The 24,075-nt window shown below is 68.9% G+C and carries 17 protein-coding genes, 3 rRNA genes and 1 pseudogene; 18 read left to right on the forward strand and 3 right to left on the reverse strand.

Going from position 1 to position 24,075, the window contains the following annotated elements:
- The first annotated feature begins 201 nt into the window (after window positions 1–201).
- From OG252_RS38855 to OG252_RS38880, 7 genes and pseudogenes are all read left to right on the forward strand, one after another.
- Window positions 202–843, forward strand: a complete 642-nt coding sequence (locus OG252_RS38855) for a DNA-3-methyladenine glycosylase (RefSeq protein WP_329342089.1) — start codon at window positions 202–204, stop codon at window positions 841–843.
- 528 nt (window positions 844–1,371) lie between these two features.
- Window positions 1,372–2,899, forward strand: a 16S ribosomal RNA gene (locus OG252_RS38860).
- Window positions 2,900–3,217: 318 nt separating this feature from the next.
- Window positions 3,218–6,339, forward strand: a 23S ribosomal RNA gene (locus tag OG252_RS38865).
- Between the two features lie 106 nt (window positions 6,340–6,445).
- Window positions 6,446–6,562: ribosomal RNA gene (gene rrf / locus OG252_RS38870) — 5S ribosomal RNA — on the forward strand.
- The 16S, 23S and 5S rRNA genes sit together here, the layout of an rRNA operon.
- Before the next feature lie 261 nt (window positions 6,563–6,823).
- Window positions 6,824–7,294 (forward strand): hypothetical protein, encoded by a 471-nt coding sequence (locus OG252_RS52420; RefSeq protein ID WP_443068522.1) that lies wholly within the window; start codon window positions 6,824–6,826, stop codon window positions 7,292–7,294.
- Window positions 7,243–7,794 (forward strand): annotated as a pseudogene (locus OG252_RS52425) (DEAD/DEAH box helicase); the annotation flags it as partial. The gene OG252_RS52420 and the pseudogene OG252_RS52425, both read left to right, overlap by 52 nt.
- A 99-nt stretch (window positions 7,795–7,893) precedes the next feature.
- Window positions 7,894–8,724: a hypothetical protein gene (locus OG252_RS38880; RefSeq protein WP_266448691.1), complete on the forward strand. Its 831-nt coding sequence runs from the start codon at window positions 7,894–7,896 to the stop codon at window positions 8,722–8,724.
- Window positions 8,725–8,778: 54 nt separating this feature from the next.
- Here the strand turns inward: OG252_RS38880 and OG252_RS38885 are convergent, their stop codons facing one another.
- A complete protein-coding gene (locus tag OG252_RS38885) occupies window positions 8,779–10,071 on the reverse strand; it encodes a DUF1015 domain-containing protein (protein ID WP_329342091.1) in 1,293 nt (430 codons plus the stop codon).
- 74 nt (window positions 10,072–10,145) lie between these two features.
- Between OG252_RS38885 and OG252_RS38890 the strand changes: the two genes are divergently transcribed.
- From OG252_RS38890 to OG252_RS38905, 4 genes are all read left to right on the forward strand, one after another.
- On the forward strand, window positions 10,146–11,174 hold the full coding sequence (locus OG252_RS38890; protein WP_266442029.1) for an HAD hydrolase-like protein: 1,029 nt from the start codon (window positions 10,146–10,148) through the stop codon (window positions 11,172–11,174).
- A gap of 79 nt (window positions 11,175–11,253) precedes the next feature.
- A complete protein-coding gene (locus OG252_RS38895) occupies window positions 11,254–12,297 on the forward strand; it encodes a FecCD family ABC transporter permease (RefSeq protein ID WP_329342094.1) in 1,044 nt (347 codons plus the stop codon).
- Window positions 12,294–13,331 (forward strand): FecCD family ABC transporter permease, encoded by a 1,038-nt coding sequence (locus tag OG252_RS38900; RefSeq protein ID WP_329342095.1) that lies wholly within the window; start codon window positions 12,294–12,296, stop codon window positions 13,329–13,331. The genes OG252_RS38895 and OG252_RS38900 overlap by 4 nt, the downstream gene beginning before the upstream one ends.
- Window positions 13,328–14,263 (forward strand): ABC transporter ATP-binding protein, encoded by a 936-nt coding sequence (locus OG252_RS38905; RefSeq protein WP_329342097.1) that lies wholly within the window; start codon window positions 13,328–13,330, stop codon window positions 14,261–14,263. The genes OG252_RS38900 and OG252_RS38905 overlap by 4 nt, the downstream gene beginning before the upstream one ends.
- Here the strand turns inward: OG252_RS38905 and OG252_RS38910 are convergent.
- The gene (locus tag OG252_RS38910) at window positions 14,247–14,594 is read right to left on the reverse strand and encodes an SCP2 sterol-binding domain-containing protein (protein ID WP_329342099.1); all 348 of its coding nucleotides are present in this window, start codon (window positions 14,592–14,594) and stop codon (window positions 14,247–14,249) included. The genes OG252_RS38905 and OG252_RS38910 overlap by 17 nt on opposite strands.
- Before the next feature lie 42 nt (window positions 14,595–14,636).
- Here OG252_RS38910 and OG252_RS38915 point away from each other — a divergent pair, with 42 nt between their 5' ends.
- The 7 genes from OG252_RS38915 (at window position 14,637) to OG252_RS38945 (ending at window position 22,417) form a co-directional block, all read left to right on the forward strand.
- A complete protein-coding gene (locus OG252_RS38915; protein ID WP_266442041.1) occupies window positions 14,637–14,957 on the forward strand; it encodes a hypothetical protein in 321 nt (106 codons plus the stop codon).
- Between the two features lie 7 nt (window positions 14,958–14,964).
- Complete coding sequence (locus tag OG252_RS38920; RefSeq protein WP_266442044.1) at window positions 14,965–15,780, forward strand: TlyA family RNA methyltransferase; 816 nt, start codon at window positions 14,965–14,967, stop codon at window positions 15,778–15,780.
- Window positions 15,777–16,682, forward strand: coding sequence for an NAD kinase (locus OG252_RS38925; protein WP_266442047.1), 906 nt, complete (start codon window positions 15,777–15,779; stop codon window positions 16,680–16,682). The genes OG252_RS38920 and OG252_RS38925 overlap by 4 nt, the downstream gene beginning before the upstream one ends.
- Window positions 16,683–16,891: 209 nt before the next feature.
- Entirely contained in the window at window positions 16,892–18,610 is a 1,719-nt protein-coding gene (recN, locus tag OG252_RS38930) for a DNA repair protein RecN (RefSeq protein ID WP_329345309.1), read from the forward strand.
- Window positions 18,611–18,685: 75 nt separating this feature from the next.
- Window positions 18,686–19,996 (forward strand): alpha-amylase family protein, encoded by a 1,311-nt coding sequence (locus OG252_RS38935; RefSeq protein ID WP_329342101.1) that lies wholly within the window; start codon window positions 18,686–18,688, stop codon window positions 19,994–19,996.
- Window positions 19,997–20,260: 264 nt separating this feature from the next.
- The gene (locus OG252_RS38940) at window positions 20,261–21,025 is read left to right on the forward strand and encodes a hypothetical protein (protein WP_329342103.1); all 765 of its coding nucleotides are present in this window, start codon (window positions 20,261–20,263) and stop codon (window positions 21,023–21,025) included.
- Between the two features lie 255 nt (window positions 21,026–21,280).
- Window positions 21,281–22,417, forward strand: a complete 1,137-nt coding sequence (locus tag OG252_RS38945) for a glycosyltransferase family 4 protein (protein ID WP_329342105.1) — start codon at window positions 21,281–21,283, stop codon at window positions 22,415–22,417.
- Between the two features lie 4 nt (window positions 22,418–22,421).
- Here the strand turns inward: OG252_RS38945 and OG252_RS38950 are convergent, their stop codons facing one another.
- The gene (locus tag OG252_RS38950) at window positions 22,422–24,062 is read right to left on the reverse strand and encodes a PucR family transcriptional regulator (RefSeq protein WP_266442059.1); all 1,641 of its coding nucleotides are present in this window, start codon (window positions 24,060–24,062) and stop codon (window positions 22,422–22,424) included.
- Window positions 24,063–24,075: the final 13 nt, after the last annotated feature.

Raw genomic sequence — 24,075 nt, forward strand, 5'->3', positions numbered from 1 at the left:
TCTCCAGGCGGCCCCTAGGGCACCACCTGTTCCATCGGTTCCGTCGTCCTGCTTCTTGCGCTTCCGGCGCCTCACGCGCGCGGGTCCTTGATCCATACAAACGCGATCCGACCGCACCCGGTTCCGGCCTCTCACCCTGGCAAGGCCAACGCCCCCTGACCACCCCATCGCATGCACGCGTCTGCACTACCCTCGGACGGCATGATCGCGACCCCCGACCGTACGCCCCTGCCCAGAGAGTTCTTCGACCGACCCGTACTCGAGGTCGCCCCCGACCTCCTGGGCCGCATCCTCGTACGCACCACGTCGGACGGTCCGATCCACCTGCGCCTCACGGAGGTCGAGGCCTACGACGGCCAGAACGACCCCGGCTCCCACGCCTATCGCGGTCGCACGGCCCGCAACGGCGTGATGTTCGGTCCGCCCGGGCATGTGTACGTCTACTTCACCTACGGCATGTGGTTCTGCATGAACCTGGTCTGCGGTCCGGAGGGGGAGTCGAGCGCCGTCCTCCTGCGCGCTGGCGAGATCGTCGAAGGCACCGAGCTGGCCCGCAAACGTCGGCTATCGGCCCGAAACGACAAGGAACTGGCCAAAGGCCCGGCTCGCCTGGCCACGGCCCTGGGCGTGGACCGCGCGCTGGACGGCACGGACGCGTGCGCCGCCGGGGACACACCCCTGCGTGTCCTGGCCGGCACCCTCGTGACCCCCGACCAGGTAAGCAACGGCCCGCGCACCGGAGTGGCCGGCGACGGTGGCGTTCATCCCTGGCGCTTCTGGATCGCCAACGACCCGACGGTGAGCCCGTATCGGGCCCATGCGCCCAGGCGTCGCCGAAGTTGACTCGCCCTCGGCAGGCGCGTAACGTAGCCCGAGCCGCTTGAACCGGGTACGGCGATCGCCTGCAGCCGGAAGCGGCCAAACCACTACCTACGACTCCCCTTCGCTGGGGGCCAATTCGGCGTGCTTACATGCCTGAATTCGGAACTCGCGGGACTCGATTATGAGTTGGCGGGGGAGTCGGCTAACGTAGTGAATGTCGAAAGGCCGACAGGCGAAAGCCGAAGCCTTACGGCGAATCCCACCAACAGGGAATCGGATCCGAAAGGATCTGGTAGAGTTGGAAACGCAAGACCGAAGGGAAGCGCCCGGAGGAAAGCCCGAGAGGGTGAGTACAAAGGAAGCGTCCGTTCCTTGAGAACTCAACAGCGTGCCAAAAGTCAACGCCAGATATGTTGATACCCCGTCCATCGGATTCTTCCGGTGGCGAGGTTCCTTTGAAGAATACACAGCGAGGACGCTGTGAACGGCCGGGCTTATTCCGCCTGGCTGTTCCGCTCTCGTGTGTGTCGACCGGATTACCGGTAAACATTCACGGAGAGTTTGATCCTGGCTCAGGACGAACGCTGGCGGCGTGCTTAACACATGCAAGTCGAACGATGAACCACTTCGGTGGGGATTAGTGGCGAACGGGTGAGTAACACGTGGGCAATCTGCCCTTCACTCTGGGACAAGCCCTGGAAACGGGGTCTAATACCGGATAACACTCCCTCCCTCCTGGGTGGGGGTTGAAAGCTCCGGCGGTGAAGGATGAGCCCGCGGCCTATCAGCTTGTTGGTGAGGTAATGGCTCACCAAGGCGACGACGGGTAGCCGGCCTGAGAGGGCGACCGGCCACACTGGGACTGAGACACGGCCCAGACTCCTACGGGAGGCAGCAGTGGGGAATATTGCACAATGGGCGAAAGCCTGATGCAGCGACGCCGCGTGAGGGATGACGGCCTTCGGGTTGTAAACCTCTTTCAGCAGGGAAGAAGCGAAAGTGACGGTACCTGCAGAAGAAGCGCCGGCTAACTACGTGCCAGCAGCCGCGGTAATACGTAGGGCGCAAGCGTTGTCCGGAATTATTGGGCGTAAAGAGCTCGTAGGCGGCTTGTCACGTCGGGTGTGAAAGCCCGGGGCTTAACCCCGGGTCTGCATTCGATACGGGCTAGCTAGAGTGTGGTAGGGGAGATCGGAATTCCTGGTGTAGCGGTGAAATGCGCAGATATCAGGAGGAACACCGGTGGCGAAGGCGGATCTCTGGGCCATTACTGACGCTGAGGAGCGAAAGCGTGGGGAGCGAACAGGATTAGATACCCTGGTAGTCCACGCCGTAAACGGTGGGAACTAGGTGTTGGCGACATTCCACGTCGTCGGTGCCGCAGCTAACGCATTAAGTTCCCCGCCTGGGGAGTACGGCCGCAAGGCTAAAACTCAAAGGAATTGACGGGGGCCCGCACAAGCAGCGGAGCATGTGGCTTAATTCGACGCAACGCGAAGAACCTTACCAAGGCTTGACATCGCCCGGAAAGCATCAGAGATGGTGCCCCCCTTGTGGCCGGGTGACAGGTGGTGCATGGCTGTCGTCAGCTCGTGTCGTGAGATGTTGGGTTAAGTCCCGCAACGAGCGCAACCCTTGTTCTGTGTTGCCAGCATGCCCTTCGGGGTGATGGGGACTCACAGGAGACCGCCGGGGTCAACTCGGAGGAAGGTGGGGACGACGTCAAGTCATCATGCCCCTTATGTCTTGGGCTGCACACGTGCTACAATGGCAGGTACAATGAGCTGCGATACCGTGAGGTGGAGCGAATCTCAAAAAGCCTGTCTCAGTTCGGATTGGGGTCTGCAACTCGACCCCATGAAGTCGGAGTTGCTAGTAATCGCAGATCAGCATTGCTGCGGTGAATACGTTCCCGGGCCTTGTACACACCGCCCGTCACGTCACGAAAGTCGGTAACACCCGAAGCCGGTGGCCCAACCCCCTTGTGGGGAGGGAGCTGTCGAAGGTGGGACTGGCGATTGGGACGAAGTCGTAACAAGGTAGCCGTACCGGAAGGTGCGGCTGGATCACCTCCTTTCTAAGGAGCACTTCTTGGCAGCCGGGCTTGCCTGGTTGTCCAGAGGCCAGTTCATCGGCGAACGTCCGGTGCTGGTTGCTCAAGGGTGGAACGTTGACTACTCGGCACACTTGATCGTCTTCTCCTTCCAGTACTGCTCGTAAGAGCGTGGACCGTTGAGGGGAGCGGGAAGGGTGTCGGGCACGCTGTTGGGTATCTGAGGGTGCGGGCTTTCGAGTCTGGATCTTCGGTGCCGGCCCCAGTGAACTTGTCCGTGAGGGCAGGGTGATGGGTGGCTGGTCGTTGTTTGAGAACTGCACAGTGGACGCGAGCATCTGTGGCCAAGTTTTTAAGGGCGCACGGTGGATGCCTTGGCACCAGGAACCGATGAAGGACGTGGGAGGCCACGATAGTCCCCGGGGAGTCGTCAACCAGGCTTTGATCCGGGGGTTTCCGAATGGGGAAACCCGGCAGTCGTCATGGGCTGTCACCCATACCTGAACACATAGGGTATGTGGAGGGAACGCGGGGAAGTGAAACATCTCAGTACCCGCAGGAAGAGAAAACAACCGTGATTCCGGGAGTAGTGGCGAGCGAAACCGGATGAGGCCAAACCGTATACGTGTGAGACCCGGCAGGGGTTGCGTATGCGGGGTTGTGGGATCTCTCTTTTACGGTCTGCCGGCCGTGAGACGAGTCAGAAACCGTTGATGTAGGCGAAGGACATGCGAAAGGTCCGGCGTAGAGGGTAAGACCCCCGTAGTCGAAACATCAGCGGCTCGTTTGAGAGACACCCAAGTAGCACGGGGCCCGAGAAATCCCGTGTGAATCTGGCGGGACCACCCGCTAAGCCTAAATATTCCCTGGTGACCGATAGCGGATAGTACCGTGAGGGAATGGTGAAAAGTACCGCGGGAGCGGAGTGAAATAGTACCTGAAACCGTGTGCCTACAAGCCGTGGGAGCGTCGCTGTATGTGCTTGCACATGCAGTCGTGACTGCGTGCCTTTTGAAGAATGAGCCTGCGAGTTTGCGGTGTGTTGCGAGGTTAACCCGGGTGGGGTAGCCGTAGCGAAAGCGAGTCCGAATAGGGCGTTTCAGTAGCACGCTCAAGACCCGAAGCGGAGTGATCTAGCCATGGGCAGGTTGAAGCGGAGGTAAGACTTCGTGGAGGACCGAACCCACCAGGGTTGAAAACCTGGGGGATGACCTGTGGTTAGGGGTGAAAGGCCAATCAAACTCCGTGATAGCTGGTTCTCCCCGAAATGCATTTAGGTGCAGCGTCGTGTGTTTCTTGCCGGAGGTAGAGCACTGGATAGGCGATGGGCCCTACCGGGTTACTGACCTTAGCCAAACTCCGAATGCCGGTAAGTGAGAGCGCGGCAGTGAGACTGTGGGGGATAAGCTCCATGGTCGAGAGGGAAACAGCCCAGAGCATCGACTAAGGCCCCTAAGCGTACGCTAAGTGGGAAAGGATGTGGAGTCGCACAGACAACCAGGAGGTTGGCTTAGAAGCAGCCACCCTTGAAAGAGTGCGTAATAGCTCACTGGTCTAGTGATTCCGCGCCGACAATGTAGCGGGGCTCAAGCGTACCGCCGAAGTCGTGTCATTGCAGCAATAGCCCCAACGGGTGCTGTGATGGGTAGGGGAGCGTCGTGTGCCGGGTGAAGCAGCCGCGGAAGCGAGTTGTGGACGGTTCACGAGTGAGAATGCAGGCATGAGTAGCGATACACACGTGAGAAACGTGTGCGCCGATTGACTAAGGGTTCCTGGGTCAAGCTGATCTGCCCAGGGTAAGTCGGGACCTAAGGCGAGGCCGACAGGCGTAGTCGATGGATAACCGGTTGATATTCCGGTACCCGCTGTGAAGCGTCAAACATTGAATCAGGCGATGCTAAGTCCGTGAAGCCGCCCTGGAGCCTTCGGGCAAAGGGGAGTGGTGGAGCCGACGGACCAGACTTGTAGTAGGTGAGTGATGGGGTGACGCAGGAAGGTAGTCCATCCCGGGCGGTGGTTGTCCCGGGGTAAGGGTGTAGCCCGTCATCTAGGTAAATCCGGATGACATGAGGGTGAGACCTGATGCCGAGCCGATTGTGGTGAAGTGGATGATCCTATGCTGTCGAGAAAAGCCTCTAGCGAGTTTCATGGCGGCCCGTACCCTAAACCGACTCAGGTGGTCAGGTAGAGAATACCGAGGCGTTCGGGTGAACTATGGTTAAGGAACTCGGCAAAATGCCCCCGTAACTTCGGGAGAAGGGGGCCATCACTGGTGATCCGTTTTACACGGTGAGCTGGGGGTGGCCGCAGAGACCAGCGAGAAGCGACTGTTTACTAAAAACACAGGTCCGTGCGAAGCCGTAAGGCGATGTATACGGACTGACGCCTGCCCGGTGCTGGAACGTTAAGGGGACCGGTTAGTCACTCTTCGGGGTGGCGAAGCTGAGAACTTAAGCGCCAGTAAACGGCGGTGGTAACTATAACCATCCTAAGGTAGCGAAATTCCTTGTCGGGTAAGTTCCGACCTGCACGAATGGCGTAACGACTTCTCGACTGTCTCAACCATAGGCCCGGTGAAATTGCACTACGAGTAAAGATGCTCGTTTCGCGCAGCAGGACGGAAAGACCCCGGGACCTTTACTACAGTTTGATATTGGTGTTCGGTTCGGCTTGTGTAGGATAGCTGGGAGACTGTGAAGCTTGGACGCCAGTTCAGGTGGAGTCGTCGTTGAAATACCAGTCTGGTCGTGCTGGATGTCTAACCTGGGTCCGTGATCCGGATCAGGGACAGTGTCTGATGGGTAGTTTAACTGGGGCGGTTGCCTCCTAAAGAGTAACGGAGGCGCCCAAAGGTTCCCTCAGCCTGGTTGGCAATCAGGTGTTGAGTGTAAGTGCACAAGGGAGCTTGACTGTGAGACCGACGGGTCGAGCAGGGACGAAAGTCGGGACTAGTGATCCGGCGGTGGCTTGTGGAAGCGCCGTCGCTCAACGGATAAAAGGTACCCCGGGGATAACAGGCTGATCTTCCCCAAGAGTCCATATCGACGGGATGGTTTGGCACCTCGATGTCGGCTCGTCGCATCCTGGGGCTGGAGTCGGTCCCAAGGGTTGGGCTGTTCGCCCATTAAAGCGGTACGCGAGCTGGGTTTAGAACGTCGTGAGACAGTTCGGTCCCTATCCGCTGCGCGCGCAGGAATATTGAGAAGGGCTGTCCCTAGTACGAGAGGACCGGGACGGACGAACCTCTGGTGTGCCAGTTGTCCTGCCAAGGGCATGGCTGGTTGGCTACGTTCGGGAGGGATAACCGCTGAAAGCATCTAAGCGGGAAGCCTGCTTCGAGATGAGTATTCCCACCCCCTTTGAGGGGTTAAGGCTCCCAGTAGACGACTGGGTTGATAGGCCGGATCTGGAAGCCCAGTAATGGGTGGAGGTGACCGGTACTAATAGGCCGAGGGCTTGTCCTCAGTTGCTCGCGTCCACTGTGTTAGTTCTGAGACAACGAACAGTTGTCGGCTTTGAGCTTGAACATCTAACTGAAGAGTGTGCTTGTTCGCTCGAAACCAATAGGGTTTCGGTGGTTATAGCGTGAGGGAAACGCCCGGTTACATTCCGAACCCGGAAGCTAAGCCTTACAGCGCCGATGGTACTGCAGGGGGGACCCTGTGGGAGAGTAGGACGCCGCCGAACAATCTTTGGAAGGACCCCTGGTCCCCAGCGTTCAGCTGGGGACCAGGGGTCCTTTTTGTTTTTCCGGAGCGCGCCGGGTACTCGGCTGCGCGAGAATGAACTTGCAGTACCGAAGACAGGAGTCACCGATGTCCACCAACTCTCCCGACGACCGACCGGAGCGCGACCAGCGGCGACGGGACAGTGGTGACCGCGGCGACCGCGGCGGTTACCGCGGAGACCGTGGCGGTTCCGACCGCGGCGGTAACGACCGCGGTAGTTATGTCCGTCGCGATGATCGCCGTGATGACCGGCGAGGCGATGACCGTGGGGACCGCGGTGGTTTCCGCCGTGACGACAATCGCGGAGCGTCTCCGCGCCGTGACGACCGTCCCGCGGGACCGCGCCGCGATGACCGTGGGGACCGCGGTGGCTTCCGGCGTGATGACAACCGTGGCGGGTACAGCGGTGGCCGGCGCGATGACCGTCGAGAGGGCGACCGTGGGCCACGTCCGGCGTTCCGTCGTGATGACCGTCCGGCCGGACCGCGCCGTGACGATCGTCCCGCGGCGCCGCGTCGGGACGACCGTTCGGCCGGGCCGCGTCGGGATGACCGTTCGGCCGGGCCGCGCCGGGATGACCGTCCCGCCGGGCCGCGGCGTGACGACCGTGGGGACCGCGGTGGCTTCAGGCGTGACAGTGACCGTCCGCCCTTCCGGCGTGACGACCGTGGCGAGCGTGGGGAGCGCGTAGAGCGTCGGGACGACAATCGCGGTGGCTTCCGGCGCGATGACAATCGTGGTGGGTTCGCTGGTCGGCGTGACGATCGGCGGGGCGATGACCGTGGTGGTTTCGCTCGCCGTGACGACCGTCGGGATGATCGCCGTGATGGCGGTGACCGGGGCGGCTTCCGTCGAGACGACCGCGGCGACCGTCCCTCCTTCCGCAGCGATGACCGTGATCGTGGAGTCCGCCGGGACGACCGAGGTGACCGTGGCGATCGCGGTGGCTTCCGCAGTGATGAGCGGCGGGACGACCGCCGTGATGATCGTCGGGGCGACGACCGTGGTGGTTTCCGGCGTGACGACCGGCGCGACGACAACCGCGGTGGAGTCCGTCGTGACGACAGTCGCGGTGGTTTCCGTCGTGACGACAGCCGCGGTCAGCAGGGTGGAGACCGCGGCGGGTACCGGGGCCGGGACGACCGTGGCGGCGGCCCCCGTGGACCGCGTCGTGACGACCGGCGTGACGACCGTGGCGGACGTCCCGGCGGCTTCCGTGGCGGTGACGACCGGCGTGGTGGCGGGCGTTTCCGGGACGAGCGCGACCGCGACCGGGAGCCCATCAAGCGGCTGCCGATCCCGGAGGACGTCACGGGCGAGGAGATCGACAAGGACGTACGGCAGGAGCTGCAGAGTCTGCCGAAGGGGCTTGCCGAGGACGTCGCCAAGAACCTGGTGATGGTGGCGCGGCTCATCGACGAGGACCCCGAGGCGGCGTACGCCTACTCGAAGGTGGCCCTGCGGCTGGCGTCGCGGGTCGCTGCCGTACGCGAGGCCGGCGGGTTCGCGGCGTACGCGAACCAGAAGTACAGCGAGGCGCTGGCGGAGTTCAGGGCCGCGCGGCGGATGACCGGCGGTGTCGACCTGTGGCCCGTCATGGCGGACTGCGAGCGTGGGCTCGGGCGGCCGGAGAAGGCGCTGGACATGGCCGGGGCGCCCGAGGTGCACAAGCTGGACAAGGCCGGGCAGGTCGAGATGCGGCTCGTCGCGGCCGGCGCTCGGCGTGACATGGATCAGCTCGACGCGGCCATCGTGACGCTGCAGAGCCCGGAGCTGGCCTCCAACTCCGTCCAGCCGTGGACCGCGCGGCTGCGGTACGCGTACGCGGACGCGCTGCTGGCGGCCGGTCGTGAGGGCGAGGCTCGGGAGTGGTTCGCGAAGGCCGCGGAGGCCGACAAGGACGGCAGCACGGACGCGTCGGACCGGCTTGCCGAGATGGACGGTGTGGAGTTCGTCGACGCCTTCGACGAGAGCGAGGCGGAGGCTGAAGCTGAGGCGGAGGCTCAGGCTGAGGACGACGCTGTGTCCCAGGACGCGCCCGCGCAGGCCGTCGAGGTCGCTGAGGACTTCGAGGCTGACAGCGACGACGACAACGACGCCAAGGACGACCACAAGGACTGACGTCGCTGAGTGAAAGGGCGGGGCCCCTGACCGGGGTCCCGCCCTTTCGCATGTTCAGACGTCCAGCGCGCGCAGCACCAGACCCGAGGCCGGCTTCGGGCCGAACGACGTCGACTTGCGGGGCATGGTGACGCCCTGGCGGGCGAGGTCGCGTACGACATCCTCGCGGACCGGGTGCATCAGAACCGCCGTTCCGCCGTCGCGTTCCGCCTTCGCGACCGTGGCGGCCGTGTCGTGTATGTAGGCGATGTGGGCGGGGGAGTCCTCGGGGATGCGCCAGACGTGGTCGAGGAGGGTGGCGTGCAGGACCGTCGCGTCCAGGGTGCGCCAGGCCGCCGGGCGGTCCGTGGGGATCGTGCGGGCCAGCAGGGCCGGGTCGGGGCGGTCGACGAGGTGGAAGGCGCCGTCGCCGGCCAGCAGGAAGGCGTTGCCTGCGCGAGCGGCGCCGGCCAGGGCGTTCAGGGCCTCGGCCAACGGCAGTTCCAGGCGATGGATGCGGAAGTGGCCCTCCATGGCCGCCAGGGCCTCCGCGACCGGCAGGCCGTGCAGTAGGCGGTGGATGGCGCGGACGCGCAAGGGATAGCGGGCCGTGTCGACGAGGAGGACCAGGCCGTAGTCCCAGGGGCTGGGAGAGGGGTGCTCCGCGCGTAGCCGCCGGTAGGTGGCCCAGCGGTGGTGGCCGTCGGCGATCAGGGCCTGGCGATCGGCCAGGTCGGAGCGGATGCGGGCCAGGTCGGCGGGGTCGGTGACCGACCACAGGCGGTGGCTGAAGCCGTCCTCTGTGGTGGTGGCGAGCAGCGGGGGCTGTGCGGCGGTGCGTTCGACGGCCTCGGCGGTGGCGGACGCCGAACCATTTCCGCGGTACGTCAGGAGCAGCGGCTCCAGGTTGGCGGAGGTGGCGCGCATCAGGGCGGCGCGGTCGGCGACCACGTGCGGTATGACGTCCTCGTGGGGCAGGACGACGCCCTCCGAGGGCTCCGACAGGCGCAGGGCGCCGATGATGCCGCGCTGGAGCATGCCGTCGCCGTCGCGCTGCTCGTAGACGTACAGACCCGGTTCGGTGTCGGTCGTCAGGATGCCTTCGGAGAGCCAGCGGCGCAGGGTGTCGGCGGCTTGTTCGTTGCGGACGCTGGGGGTGGCGGCCTGGGGCAGGATCAGCCTGACGATGTTGTACGGGTCGGCGGACTGGAGATGGTGCAGGCCGTCGGGGCGGACCACGACGTCGTACGGCGGGGAGGTCACGGCGGCAAGGCTGCCGACTCGGTCGGGGTCGTAGCGCAGGCCTCGGAACGGGGTGAGTTCCAGGCCTCGGCGCGTCGTTGCTTCCGAGTGGCCTGCTGTGTTCATCCCGGCATCGTACGGGTGTCAGTGGCATGAGGGATGATCGGGGGAAAGCGAGCCACACCAAGGAGCGATGCGGAATGAGCCAGGGCGTCAGGACGAAGCCCGAGGGCAGTGGGCAGGCCCTGAGCGAGGCGTACGACACGGCGCTGCTCGACCTGGACGGGGTGGTGTACGCGGGCGGGAACGCGATCGCGTACGCCGTCGAGTCGCTCGCCACCGCCCGCGCGGGCGGGATGCATCTCGCGTACGTCACCAACAACGCGCTGCGGACGCCTGACACCGTGGCCGGGCACCTCACCGAGCTGGGCATACCGACGGAGGCGTCGGACGTCATCACCTCCGCGCAGGCGGTCGCCCGGCTGATCGCCGAGCAGGTCCCGGCAGGGGCGCGGGTGCTGGTGATCGGCGGGGAGGGGCTGCGGGTGGCGCTGCGGGAGCGCGGCCTCGAGCCGGTGGAGTCGGCGGACGACGATCCGGTGGCGGTCGTGCAGGGGTACGGCGGGCCCGAACTGCCCTGGGGGCGTTTCGCGGAGGCGTGTTACGCCATCGCGCGCGGGGTGCCGTGGTTCGCGTCCAACACCGACCTGACGATTCCCAGCGCACGCGGGATCGCGCCGGGCAACGGCGCGGCGGTGGAGGTGGTGCGGATCGCCACGGGTGCCGAGCCGCAGGTGGCGGGCAAGCCGTTGCCGCCCATGCACCGGGAGACCGTTCTGCGGACCGGTGCCCGGCGGCCGCTGGTGGTGGGGGACCGGCTGGACACGGACATCGAGGGCGCGTTCAACGGGGAGGTCGACTCGTTGCTCGTCCTGACCGGGGTGACGGACGGCCCGCAGTTGCTCGCCGCGCCGCCGCAGCACCGGCCGACGTATGTCGACGCCGATCTGCGGGGGATGCTCACCGGGCAGCCCGAAGTCACCGAGGAGGGCGACGGGTTCCGGTGCGGTGGGTGGACGGCGGTGGCCGGTGCCGAGCGGCTGGAACTCGACGGTGACGGTGAGCCTCTGGACGGCTTGCGCGCGCTGTGCGCGGCGGCCTGGACGGCGGCCGGGGAAGGTGTATGCGCACTGGACGGGGGGAAGGCGCTGGCACGACTGGGTTTGTGAGCCGTCGGGGTGCCGCGTCACGAACGCTTCCACCCAAGGGGAATCGTGGCTGAATGCGAGGGTAGGCTAACCTAACTGCGTGTTGGTAGACAGTCCTCCCGAACAGCGCGCGGAGACCGCCCCCGCGCCCCCAAGCCGCCGGGCGATACGAGCCGTTGGGCTGCTCGTATCCGTGGCGATCCTGGTGCTGGTCGCGCTGGCCAGCATCGCGATCGGCGCGAAGGCGCTGTCCATGGGGCAGGTCTGGCACGGCCTGTTCCAGGACACGGGGACGTACGGCGACGTCGTGGTCGCCGACCGGATCTCGCGGACGGTGCTGGGGCTGCTCGCCGGTGCCGCGCTCGGCCTGGCCGGGGCCGTGCTCCAGGCACTCACGCGCAATCCGCTGGCCGATCCCGGACTGCTCGGCATCAACGCCGGTGCGTCCGCCGCGGTCGTCACCGCCATCACGTTCTTCGGCGTCACCTCGCTGAGCGGCTATGTCTGGTTCGCGTTCGCCGGCGCGGCGGTGGTCGGGGCGCTGGTCTGGTTCCTCGGGGGCAGCCGGGGAGCGACACCGGTGCGGCTGGCGCTCGCCGGCACCGCGATCAGCGCCGCGCTCTACGGCTATCTCCAGGCCGTGATGATCCTGGACGACGTGGCGCTGTCCAGGATGCGCTTCTGGACCGTCGGTTCGCTGTCCTCGGCGAGCGACTCGGCCATCCTCCAGGTCCTGCCGTTCATCGCGGTGGGCACACTCCTCGCGCTCTCGCTGGCCCGGCCGCTGAACGCCATGGAGATGGGCGACGACACCGCCAAGGCCCTCGGCGCCAACCTGAACCGCACCCGGGCGCTGGCCATGCTCTCCGCGACCGTGCTGTGCGGGGCGGCGACCGCCGCATGCGGGCCGATCATGTTCGTCGGGCTGATGGTGCCGCACGTCGTCCGGTCCTTCACCGGGCCCGACCTGCGCTGGATCCTGCCGTACGCGACCATCCTGTCGCCGGTGCTGCTGCTCGGTGCCGATGTCATCGGCCGGATCATCGCCCGGCCCTCGGAGCTCCAGGTCGGCATCGTCACCGCGATCATCGGCGGCCCGGTCTTCATCTATCTCGTACGACGGCGGAGGACGGCGCAGCTGTGAAGACCAACCGTGCCATCAGGACGCCGGGCGGGCTCTCGCTCCGTGTGGACGTCCGTGCCGTCAGCGTCGTGGCCCTGCTGCTGCTCGGCGCGCTCGCCGCGAGCGTCGTGCTGATCGGCACCGGCGACTTCCCGATCCCGGCCGCCGACGTGCTCAGAACGCTCGCCGGCGACGGCAACGCGGGCCAGGAGTTCATCGTCAACGAACTGCGGTTGCCGCGGGTCCTCGTCGGGCTCCTGGTCGGCGCCTCGCTGGGGGTCGGAGGTGCGCTGTTCCAGGCCATCTCCCGCAATCCGCTGGGCAGTCCGGACGTGCTCGGGCTCGGGCAGGGGGCCACGGCCGGTGCGCTCGTGATGATCGTGCTGTTCTCCGGCAGTGCGGCGCAGGTCACCCTCGGCGCGCTCGTGGGCGGTCTCGCGACCGGGTTCGCCATCTATCTGCTCGCCTGGAAGCGGGGTGTGCACGGTTACCGACTGGTCCTGGTCGGTATCGGTGTCTCCGCGATCGTCACCGCGATCAACGGCTATCTGCTCACCGTGTCCGACATCGTGGACGCCGCCCGTGCGGTCGTCTGGATGACGGGGTCGCTCAACGGGCGTGACTGGGACCAGGTCTGGCCGCTGCTCATGCTGTGCGGCGTGCTCGTGCCGTTCGTCCTCGCCAATGCGCGCGGGCTGCGGATGATGGAGATGGGCGACGACGTGTCGTACGCCCTCGGGGTGCGTGTCGAGCGCGTACGGCTGCTCCTGTTGGTCGCCGCCGTTCTGCTCACCGCGACCGCCACCGCGGCCGCCGGTCCCGTCAGCTTCGTGGCGCTCACCGCACCGCAGCTGGCCCGCCGGCTGACCCGCTCGCCCGGCCCGAACCTGCTGCCGTCCCTGTGCATGGGCGCCGCCCTCCTGGTCACCGCCGACTGGATCTCGCAGCGCACCTTCGGCGCCGACCAGGTGCCCGTGGGCGTGGTCACCGGTGTCCTCGGCGGCGTCTACCTGCTGTGGCTGCTGGTCACCGAGCGAAAGGCGGGCCGGATATGAGCCCGCAGAAGGAATCCCGGCCCGAGACGCGCGGCACGGCGAACGAGAACACCCGAAGGAGCACTGTGAACCGCCTGTCCGCCGAGAACGTGACCCTCGCCTACGACCAGCGGGTCATCGCCGAGGAGTTGTCGGTCGAGATACCCGACAACTCCTTCACCGTGATCGTCGGCCCGAACGCGTGCGGCAAGTCCACGCTGCTGCGGGCGCTGTCGCGGATGCTGAAGCCGAACCAGGGGCGGGTGCTCCTCGACGGCGACGTCATCCAGTCGATGCCGGTGAAGAAGGTCGCGCGCACCCTCGGGCTGCTCCCGCAGTCGTCGATCGCGCCCGACGGCATCACCGTCGCCGACCTCGTCGGCCGCGGCCGCTACCCGCACCAGGGCATCCTGCGCCAGTGGTCCACCGAGGACGAGCGGGTCGTACAGGAGTCGATGACCCAGACCGGGGTGGCCGAACTCGCCGACCGGTATGTCGACGAGCTGTCCGGCGGTCAGCGGCAGCGGGTGTGGATCGCGATGGCGCTCGCCCAGCAGACACCGCTGCTGCTGCTCGACGAGCCGACGACCTACCTCGACATCCAGCACCAGATCGACGTCCTCGACCTGTGCGCCGAACTGCACGAGGAGCAGGGCCGCACGCTGGTCGCCGTGCTGCACGACCTCAACCACGCCGCCCGGTACGCCACGCACCTGATCGCCCTGAAGGACGGCAGGATCATCGCCGAGGGGGCGCCGAACGACATCGTCACCGCGGACCTGGTCCAGGAGGTCTTCGGGCTGCGCTGCCAGGTCATCGACGACCCGGAGACGGGGACGCCGCTGGTGGTGCCGGCGGCGCGGAAGGCGCGTACGGACGCGAAGGCGGACCTGGCGAAGACCGACGCCGAGCAGACCGACGCCGAGAAGGTGGCCGCTACAGAAGCTTCCTGAGGCGGAGCAGGTCCCTGAGGCCCGCCTCCAGCTTCACCCGGCCCGAGCCCCAGGCCTTCGCGAAGTTCAGTTCGCCGTTCACCATGGCGACCAGGTCGTCGCCGGCCAGGATCAGTCTGATCTGGGCCTTTTCCGGCGGCGGGCCCTGCAGTGTGTCCTGGACCACGATCCGGCCGCCCGTCATACGGCCGACGCACGTGACGTCCAGGTCGGTGATGCGGCAGCTGACCGATCGGTCCAGAGCGGCGGCAGCGCCGACGTCGCCTTCGGCGGTCTGCATGTTGTCGGAGAGCTTCTCGAGTGCGGCGCGGCACTCCTCGATCGTGGCCATCGCGATCGACGGTACCGCAGCGGTTCGGGGTAGCGTCTGGGCATGAGCGACTCGGTTCCGGAGACGGAGACCCCGCAGGAGACGGCGGAGACACAGGAGACGCGGGAAACGGTGGAGACGGTGGAGGCGCAGGCCGATCACGACCCCGCCGCCCCCGCCCCGCTGAACGTGCCCCGCACTCCCACCGGCAACGCCGAGGTCGACGCCCAGCTGGAGCGGCTCGCCGATGCCGACCACCTCGCCACCGACGGACACGTCGAGGTGTACGAGGATGTACACCGGGGGCTGCGTGACGCGCTCACCGCGCTCGACGCCCGCCCGGGACCTCCGGTGCCCCCATCGCCGTACGCAAGCAGGAGCTGAACCGAACGTGGCAGGAGTCGCACGCCGTCGTCTCGACGCGGAGCTGGTCCGCCGGAAGCTGGCGCGCTCGCGCGAGCACGCGAGCCAGCTGATCGCCGCGGGGCGGGTCACCGTCGGCAAGGCCGTCGCGACCAAGCCGGCCACGCAGGTGGAGACCGCCGCGGCGATCGTGGTCGCGGTCGACGACGGCGATCCCGACTACGTCTCGCGCGGCGGCCACAAGCTCGCCGGCGCGCTCGAGGCGTTCGTACCGCAGGGCCTGGTCGTCGAGGGACGGCGGGCCCTGGACGCAGGCGCGTCCACCGGCGGTTTCACGGATGTGCTGCTGCGGTCGGGGGCCGCGCACGTCGTCGCCGTCGACGTCGGCTACGGACAACTCGCCTGGTCTCTTCAGAGCGATGAACGCGTCACCGTCAAGGACCGTACGAACGTACGCGAGTTGACTCTTGAAGTGATCGATGGGGAGCCTGTGGATCTTGTCGTGGGGGATCTGTCCTTCATCCCGCTCGGGCTGGTGCTGCCCGCCCTGGTGCGGTGCGTGAAGCCGGACGCCGATCTGGTGATGATGGTCAAGCCGCAGTTCGAGGTGGGGAAGGAGCGGCTGGGCAGTGGGGGAGTCGTACGGAGTCCGCAGCTGCGCGCCGAGGCCGTGCGCGCGGTGGCCCGGCGGGCGTGGGAACTGGGGCTCGGCGTGAAGGGTGTCACCGCCAGCCCCTTGCCCGGCCCGTCCGGGAATGTCGAGTATTTTCTGTGGCTGCGGTCGGGTGCACCCGAACTGGACCCGGCCGACGTTGATCGTGCAGTGGCGGAGGGGCCGCGTTGACACAGAACCGAGCTCGTACTGTTTTCCTGCTGGCCCACACCGGGCGGCCCGCGGCGATCCGCAGCGCCGAACTGGTGGTGAAGGGGCTGCTGCGCGAAGGTATCGGCGTGCGTGTGCTGGAGGCGGAGGCGCTGGATCTGCCGCTGCCGGAAGAGGTGGAGCTGGTCAAGGAGGCGACTCCGCAGTGCCTCGACGGCTGCGAGTTGCTGATCGTCCTCGGGGGTGACGGGACGCTGCTGCGGGGGGCCGAGTTCGCGCGGGCTTCCGGAGTGCCGATGCTGGGCGTCAACCTGGGGCGCGTCGGGTTCCTCGCGGAGGCCGAGCGGGACGATCTCGACAAGGTCGTCGAGCGGGTGGCGACGAAGGCGTACGAGGTCGAGGAGCGGATGACCGTCGATGTCGTCGTGCATCGCAACGGCGACATCGTGCATACGGACTGGGCCTTGAACGAGGCGGCCGTGCAGAAGGCCGGTGCGGAAAAGTTGCTCGAGGTCGTGCTGGAGATCGATGGGCGGCCGGTGACGGGATTCGGGTGCGACGGGATTGTGCTGTCGACGCCCACCGGATCGACCGCGTATGCCTTCTCCGCGGGTGGGCCTGTGGTGTGGCCCGAGGTCGAGGCGTTGTTGATGGTGCCGATCAGTGCGCATGCGTTGTTCGCGAAGCCGTTGGTGACGTCGCCGGATTCCGTGCTGGCGGTGGAGGTGCTGCCGCACATTCCGCCGGGTGTGCTGTGGTGTGACGGGCGGCGGACCGTGGAGTTGCCGCCGGGGGCGCGGGTCGAGGTGCGGCGGGGGGCTGTGCCGGTTCGGTTGGCTCGGCTGCACCATGCTTCGTTCACGGATCGATTGGTGGCGAAGTTTGCGTTGCCGGTGTCCGGATGGCGAGGGGCGCCTCATTAGCGCTCTGTAGGGGGTGGCTTGGGGAATGAGCGCGGCTGTAGGCCGTCTGTGGCTGGTCGCGCAGTTCCCCGCGCCCCTGGGCAGCTCCACTCGCCTGGGTGACAAGTGCCGACTGTGCGCATTCGTTACCTGCACCTTCACATGTCAGGGTCGGGGGGCGTCGCACTTCCCCTCCCTGACCTCGTAAGGTCGTGTCCGTGCTGGAGGAAATGCGGATACGGTCGCTCGGAGTCATCGACGACGCGGTCGTCGAGTTGTCGCCCGGGTTCACCGCTGTCACGGGTGAGACGGGTGCCGGCAAGACCATGGTGGTCACCAGCCTGGGGCTGTTGCTCGGTGGTCGTGCCGACGCGGCGCTCGTGCGGATCGGGGCCAAGAACGCGGTCGTGGAGGGGCGGATCACTGTGTCCGCCGGCGACACGGCCGCCGTACGGGCCGAGGAGGCCGGCGCGGAGCTCGACGACGGGGCACTGCTGATCAGCCGTACCGTTTCCGCCGAAGGGCGGTCCCGGGCGCACCTGGGCGGGCGCAGCGTACCCGTGGGGGTGCTCGCCGAGCTCGCCGACGAGCTGGTGGCCGTGCACGGGCAGACCGACCAGCAGGGGCTGCTGAAGCTGTCCCGGCAGCGGCAGGCGCTGGACCGGTACGCGGGGGGTGCGGTGGCCGGGCCGCTGGCCAAGTACACCGAGGCCTACCGGCGGCTGCGGGCGGTCTCCGTCGAGCTCGACGAGATCACCACGCGCGCGCGTGAGCGGGCCCAGGAGGCCGACATGCTGCGTTACGGCCTCGACGAGATCGCCGGCGTCGAGCCGCGCGCCGGCGAGGACGTGGAGCTGGCGGAGGAGGCGGAGCGGCTCGGGCACGCGGAGGCCCTGTCGTCCGCCGCCACGGCCGCTCACGCCGCGGTGGCCGGCAACCCGGAGGACCCCGAGGGGATCGACGCCGCCACGCTCGTCGCGGGCGCGCAGCGGGCCCTGGACGCCGTGCGCTCGTACGACCCGGCGCTGGCCCAGCTCGCCGACCGGATCGGGGAGATCGGCATCCTGCTCGGTGACGTGGCGGGGGAACTCGCCGGGTACGCCGACGACCTGGACGCCGATCCGCTGCGGCTGGCGGCCGTCGAGGAGCGGCGGGCCGCGCTGACCGCGCTGACGCGGAAGTACGGCGAGAACGTCGCCTCGGTGCTGGACTGGGCCGAGCGCAGTGCCGCGCGGCTCACCGAACTGGACGGCGACGACGAGCGGATCGGGGAGCTGACCGCCGAGCGGGACGCGCTGCGGACCGAACTGGGCGGGCTGGCGCAGGCGTTGACGGACGCGCGGACGGAAGCCGCCGAGCGGTTCGCGGCCGCCGTGACCGCCGAGCTGGCCTCGCTGGCCATGCCCCACGCGCGCGTGTCCTTCGACATCCGGCAGACCGAGGATCCGGAGGGCGTCGAGGTCGGCGGGCGTGCGGTCGCGTACGGGCCGGCCGGTGTCGACGAGGTCGAGCTGCTGCTGGCCCCGCATCCGGGGGCGCCGCCCCGGCCGATCGCCAAGGGCGCGTCCGGTGGTGAGCTGTCGCGCGTGATGCTGGCGGTGGAGGTCGTCTTCGCCGGGACCGATCCCGTACCGACCTATCTCTTCGACGAGGTCGACGCCGGTGTCGGCGGCAAGGCCGCGGTGGAGATCGGGCGACGGCTGGCCCGGCTCGCGAAGACCGCGCAGGTCGTCGTCGTGACGCACCTGCCGCAGGTGGCCGCCTTCGCCGACCGGCAGTTGCTGGTGGAGAAGACCAACGACGGGTCCGTGACCCGGTCCGGTGTGAAGGTGCTGGAGGGCGAGGAGCGGGTCCGGGAGCTGTCCCGGATGCTCGCCGGGCAGGAGGACTCCCAGACGGCCCGGGCCCATGCGGAGGAGTTGCTGGCCACGGCCAGGGCGGACTTGTGAGGAGCTGACGCCGGTCGCCCCTCCCACGGCCGTCGCGCCCGGCCGTACGACCCAACCGAGCTGACGGAGGCTGCCGTGTCCTGGTCCGACCACGCCATCTGGTGGCACCTCCAGCCGCTGGGCTTCCTCGGCGCGGAGCGCACCGCCCTGCCCCCGGGCGAGCCTCCGCGCCACCGGCTGCCCGCTCTCGCCGACTGGCTGGACCACCTGATCGCGCTGGGCTGCAACGGCCTCGCCCTGGGCCCGGTCTTCGCCTCCGAGACGCACGGCTACGACACGACCGACCACTTCCGGATCGATCCCCGGCTGGGCACCGAGAAGGACCTGACCGAGCTCGTCGAGCGCGCCGCCTCCCGTGGCGTGCGGGTCCTGCTGGACGGCGTCTTCAACCATGTGGGCCGGTCCTTCGGCCCCTTCGCCGACGTGGCACGACACGGCACGGCCTCGGCGTACGCCGACTGGTTCGTCCCCGAAGGCGACGACTTCCGCACCTTCGAGGGCCACCGGCATCTGGTGGCCCTGAACCACGCTTCCCCCGCCGTCGCCGACCACGTCGTCGCCGTCCTCGACCACTGGCTCGACCGGGGTGTCTCCGGCTGGCGGCTGGACGCCGCGTACGCCGTTCCCCCGGCCTTCTGGCGCACCGTCACCGACCGGGTCCGGGCCCGGCATCCCGAGGCCTGGTTCAGCGGCGAGGTGATCCACGGCGACTACGCCGGGTACGTCACCGAGGGCGGGCTGGACTCCGTGACGCAGTACGAACTGTGGAAGGCGATCTGGAGCTCGCTGAACGACGCCAACCCGCACGAGCTCGCCTGGACGCTCCGGCGCCACAACGCCATGCTGGACGTCTTCGCGCCGCAGACGTTCGTCGGCAATCACGACGTCACCCGCATCGCCAGCCGCCTGCGTGAGCCCGGCCATCTGGCGCACGCCCTCACGGTGCTGTTCACCGTCGGCGGGATCCCGTCCGTCTACGCCGGCGACGAACGCGCCTGGCAGGGCGTCAAGGAGGACCGCGAGGGCGGGGACGACGCGATCCGGCCGGCCTTTCCCGCCGACCCGTCGGGTCTCGGCGCCGAAGGGCTGTCCGTCCAGCGGCTCCACCAGAGCCTTGTGGGCATCCGGCGACGCCACTCGTGGCTCGTACGCGCCCGGACCCAGGTCCACACCCTCGGCAACGCGGTGCTCACCTACACCGCCGACGATCCCGGCACCGGCGCGGCCGTCGCCGTCGCACTCAACTTCGGTACGGAGCCCGCCGCGGGCAGCGTTCCCCCCGCTCACTGGACGCACGCGGCGGGCGATCCCGTCATCGACCCCGCCACCGGATCCGTGTCCCTGCCGCCGCTCGGCTGGTCCGTCGCCACGGCGGCGGGGACCTGACGCGCCCGCGGGCCGACTGGTCGCCGAGCGCGGCGCGGTGAGGCGACTGCGGAGGCGACCCGGCCGGTGTCCGGGACCATGACCGTTCTCATCGGCCCGGGCGGCGGGCGAAGGTCTGGGTCGCCGACATCAACGGCCCCGACCAGGCGATGGTCTCCGGTGTGCAGCGACCGGTTCCGCCGCCGCCCCGGCCAACTGGACGCCCCCGTCGCCGACCGGTGGCCTGACGGAATGGCCGCCCCGCCCGCTTCCTAAGGTGGGCGCATGATCACGCGGATGAGGAGAAGCGCCGCCTTCGCCCTGGCGGCCGGGCTGGCACGGGCGACCACGGCGGGACTGCGGGCCGGCGCCCCCGGCGGCCGGGACCGGTGGGAGCGGACGAACTACGCGGGCCGGACCGTCGAGTTGTACGCGGGCCCCGCCTGCGCCGTGGCGGCCGCGCTGGGGACGGCCCGGGTCCGTCCCGCCGCCGGATTCGCCGTGCTCGCCGCCGGTGTCTGCGGTGCCTACGACGATGTCGCCGGAGCCGATGACCCCCGGCGCGGATTCCGGGCCCACCTGTCCGCTCTCCGGCACGGGGAGGTCACCAGCGGGGCCGTGAAGCTGTTCGGGATCTGTGCGGCCGGGCTCGTCGCGGGAGCCCTGCTGAAGGAGCGGGCCGTCGACAAGGTGCTCGCGGGGGTCGTGATCGCCGGGGCCGCGCATGTCGTGAACCTCGTGGACGTACGGCCGGGGAGGGCCACCGTGGCCGTTGTCGCCCTCGGCGCTCCCGGTCTGCTGCGGGAGGGGCCCGGGGCGGAGCCGGCCGCGGCCGCCATGGGGGCCGCGGTGGCCGTACTGCCCGACGACCTCGGTGAGCGCACGATGATCGGCGACACGGGCGCGCACGCGCTGGGTGCGGCTCTGGGTGCCGCCGTGGTGCTGGGCAACGGGCGGGCCGGGCTGCTCGCGCACGCCGCCGCGGTGGTCGCCGCGGCCGTGTACGGGGACAGGGTGAGTGAGGTGGCGCGTTCGGTGGGCGGGCGGTGACGCGCGCGCGATCCCGGGGCCGGCCGGGGCGGGCACATACGTGCGGAACCGGCCCTTCCCTCACTCGTGTGGGTGACCAGACCCACCGTGCCGGCGGGCCGACCGCCTCTCGGCGTTCTCGGAACAGTCGTACGTACTGGCATCCTTGGCGGAGAACGCAGTAACGCGTAGGAAGCGCGCGGTACACCCCTCCGCTCGACACCTTCTGTACGTTTCCTCGTGACCGCCCGACGCCGAACCAGGAGCCCCGGCCACGTGACCCCCGTGAGCAGCCACTCACCGCACGGCCAGTCGCAGCTGCGCACCGTACAGGTGCTGGGCGGAGGCAACGCCGGCAGCAGCGCACATGTGCGCTCCCTGACCTCGGGGCTGGTCGCACGGGGCGTGCGAGTCACGGTGTGCGCCCCCGCCGAGGCCGATCGCGCCTACGACTTCACCGGGGCCGGTGCCGAACACGTGCACGTGCCGCGCAGCAGCGACCCGGGCTCGGTGGCCGCGCTCCGGATGGCCTGCACCAACGCCGACCTGGTGCACGCGCACGGACTGCACGCCTCCTTCCGCGCGGTGCTCGCGCTCAGCGGACGGCGCACCCCGCTCATCGTCACCTGGCACGACCGGGCCTACACCGAGGGCGCGCGCGCCCATTTCCTGCGCCTGTTGGAGCGGCGGGTGGTGAAGGCCGCCGCCGTGGTGCTCGGTACCACCTCGGCCCTCGTCGACCGGGCCCGCCGCACGGGCGCACGGGACGCCCGGCTCGCCGCCGTCGCGCTGCCCGGGCCCCGGGATGCCGTCGAGCAGGAGGATCCCGACCGGCTGCGCCCCAAGGTCCGGGCCGAACTCGGTGCCATCGGACGCCCGTTGCTGATGGCGGTCGGCTCCCTCGACCGGCACCGGGGCTACGACCTGCTGCTGGACGCCACGCGCGCGTGGCGCCGCCTCGACCCCGTGCCGCTGGTGGTGATCGCGGGAGAGGGGCCGCTGCGCGCGGAGTTGCAGCGGCGGATCGAGGACGAGGGGCTGCCCGTCCGGCTCATCGGCCGTCGGGACGACGTCACCGAGCTGCTCGCCGCCGCCGACCTCGCGCTGCTGCCGAGCAGTGGGGAGTCGCGGGACGTCCTCGCCCAGGAGGCCCTCCACGCGCGCGTGCCGCTCGTCGCCACCCACGCGGGCGGCATCCCCGAACTCGTCGGCGACGCGGCCGAACTCGTCCCGGACGGTGACGCGGAGGCCTTCGCGGACGCCGTCGTACGGCTGCTCGGTGATCCCGAGCGGCAGGAGCTGCTCAGGGAGAAGGGCCTCAGGCAGGCGGCCACTTGGCCGACCGAGGACGAGACGGTCGCCCAGGTCCTCAGTGTCTACGACGAGTTGACCCAGCCGCGGCCGCTGATCTAGGAAGCTAGGGCAGGAGTCTGCGGGCTCTCAGCGCCAGGCTCAACGCCAGTACCGTCTGCGGGTCGTCGAGGTCGGTGCCCAGCAACTCGCCGATGCGGGCGAGGCGGTTGTACAGGGTCTGCCGGTTCAGGTGGAGTTCGCGAGCCGTCTCCGCCTTGCGGCCCGCGTGGGCCAGGTACGTCTGCAGGGTAGGCAGCAGCGGCGGCTTGGAGCGGTCGTCGTGGTCGCGGACCGGGCCGATCGCGCGGTCCACGAAGGCCGCCAGGTCCGGATGGTCGCGCAGCCGCCACAGCAGCAGGTCGATGTCCAGGCGGCGGGCGTCGTACCAGGGCCGGTCCGACAGCCCCTGGGCCGCCGTCGCCGTCTCCGCCGCGTGCCTGAGGCCCGCAGAGGCCGCCGCCCAGCCGCCCGCCACCCCGACGACCACCACCGGCGGCTGGGCCCCGGGCCGCTGCATCCCGGCCCGCTCCACGCCCGCCCTGAGCGCCGCCGCGACCCGGTCCGCGACCGCCGACCGCTCCGACTCCGAACGCAGGCCCAGCAGCAGCGGCACACGGCCCTCGACGGGTCGTACGCCCAACAGGACCGGCACCCCCACGGCGGCCAGCTCCTCCGCGACCGCACGGGCCAGGACCGCCCAGCGGCCGCCGGTGGAGAGCGCGTCGCCCAGCCCCATCACCACGGGGAGCAGCGGGCTGTCGCCCGGCTTGAAGCCCAGCACGCGCGCCTGCGCGGGCGCGTCCTGAGCGGCGATCCGGCCCTCGGCGAGGTCGGTGAGGAAGTCGCCGCGCCCGCGTGCCGCCAGCTCCTCCTCCTGCCGGGCCTGCATGAGCACCACGGCCAGGATGCCCGCGGCCCGTTCGGCGGCCATCCGGTGCACCGGCGCGAGCGGAGCCCGTACCGGCAGCAGGACGAGGCGGGCCCGGACCGAGCCCGTCCCGGCCCCGCCGCCCGGCACGTCCACCAGGACCGAGCCCGCCGGCGGCCCGTCCTTGTCCCGGCCGCGCAGCCCGTCCCACACCTGGAGCGGATCGGCGCCCTCGGGGCCGGCCCCTGCGGCGTACAGCAGCCGCCCGTCCGTCGTCTCCAGGAAGACGGGGTTGCCGCCGAAGTCGGCCAGGATCCCGAGCACCTGGGGGATCCCGCCGCCGCCCAGCAGGGCCTCGGTGCAGCGGCGGTGCACCTCCTCCGCCCGCTGGAGCAGGGCGTAGTGGCCGTTGACGATCTCGGTGTGGATCTCCTCGGTGACCGCCACGAAGGGCACCTCGCGGTGCAGCTGGACCAGTGGCAGACCGGCCGCGCGCGCCGTGTCGACGAGGGCCGCGGGCAGCCGGGTGAAGCGCGGGCCGAGCTCCACGACGAGGGCCGCGATCCCGCGCTCGGCGAGGGTGCGCACGAACGCGCGCTGTTCGGCCGGACGGGTGCCGAGGCCGTAGCCCGTGGTCAGCAACAGCTCACCGCCCTTGAGCAGCGAGGCGATGTGGGGCACCTCGCCCGCGTGCACCCAGCGCACGGTGCGCCCCAGCCGGTCCGCGCCCGCGAGGATCTCGGGCAGCCCGCTGCGCAGGCCGGGCAGCTCCAGAGCACGCTGAACGGTGATCCCGGCGTCCTGGGTCTCGAATCCGTGGTCCGTGCGGCTCTCCATGCAGCGGACGCTA

The sequence above is a fragment of the Streptomyces sp. NBC_01352 genome (assembly GCF_036237295.1).
In the GTDB taxonomy this organism is placed as follows: Bacteria; Actinomycetota; Actinomycetes; order Streptomycetales; family Streptomycetaceae; genus Streptomyces; species Streptomyces plumbiresistens.

Coding starts and splice junctions, on each gene's coding strand:
- OG252_RS38855 (WP_329342089.1), top strand. CDS start 202: ATGATCGCGACCCCCGACCGTACGCCCCTGCCCAGAGAGTTCTTCGAC.
- OG252_RS52420 (WP_443068522.1), top strand. CDS start 6,824: ATGTCCGTCGCGATGATCGCCGTGATGACCGGCGAGGCGATGACCGTG.
- OG252_RS38885 (WP_329342091.1), bottom strand. CDS start 10,071: ATGAACACAGCAGGCCACTCGGAAGCAACGACGCGCCGAGGCCTGGAA.
- OG252_RS38890 (WP_266442029.1), top strand. CDS start 10,146: ATGAGCCAGGGCGTCAGGACGAAGCCCGAGGGCAGTGGGCAGGCCCTG.
- OG252_RS38905 (WP_329342097.1), top strand. CDS start 13,328: ATGAGCCCGCAGAAGGAATCCCGGCCCGAGACGCGCGGCACGGCGAAC.
- OG252_RS38910 (WP_329342099.1), bottom strand. CDS start 14,594: ATGGCCACGATCGAGGAGTGCCGCGCCGCACTCGAGAAGCTCTCCGAC.
- OG252_RS38915 (WP_266442041.1), top strand. CDS start 14,637: ATGAGCGACTCGGTTCCGGAGACGGAGACCCCGCAGGAGACGGCGGAG.
- recN (WP_329345309.1), top strand. CDS start 16,892: ATGCGGATACGGTCGCTCGGAGTCATCGACGACGCGGTCGTCGAGTTG.
- OG252_RS38940 (WP_329342103.1), top strand. CDS start 20,261: ATGATCACGCGGATGAGGAGAAGCGCCGCCTTCGCCCTGGCGGCCGGG.
- OG252_RS38950 (WP_266442059.1), bottom strand. CDS start 24,062: ATGGAGAGCCGCACGGACCACGGATTCGAGACCCAGGACGCCGGGATC.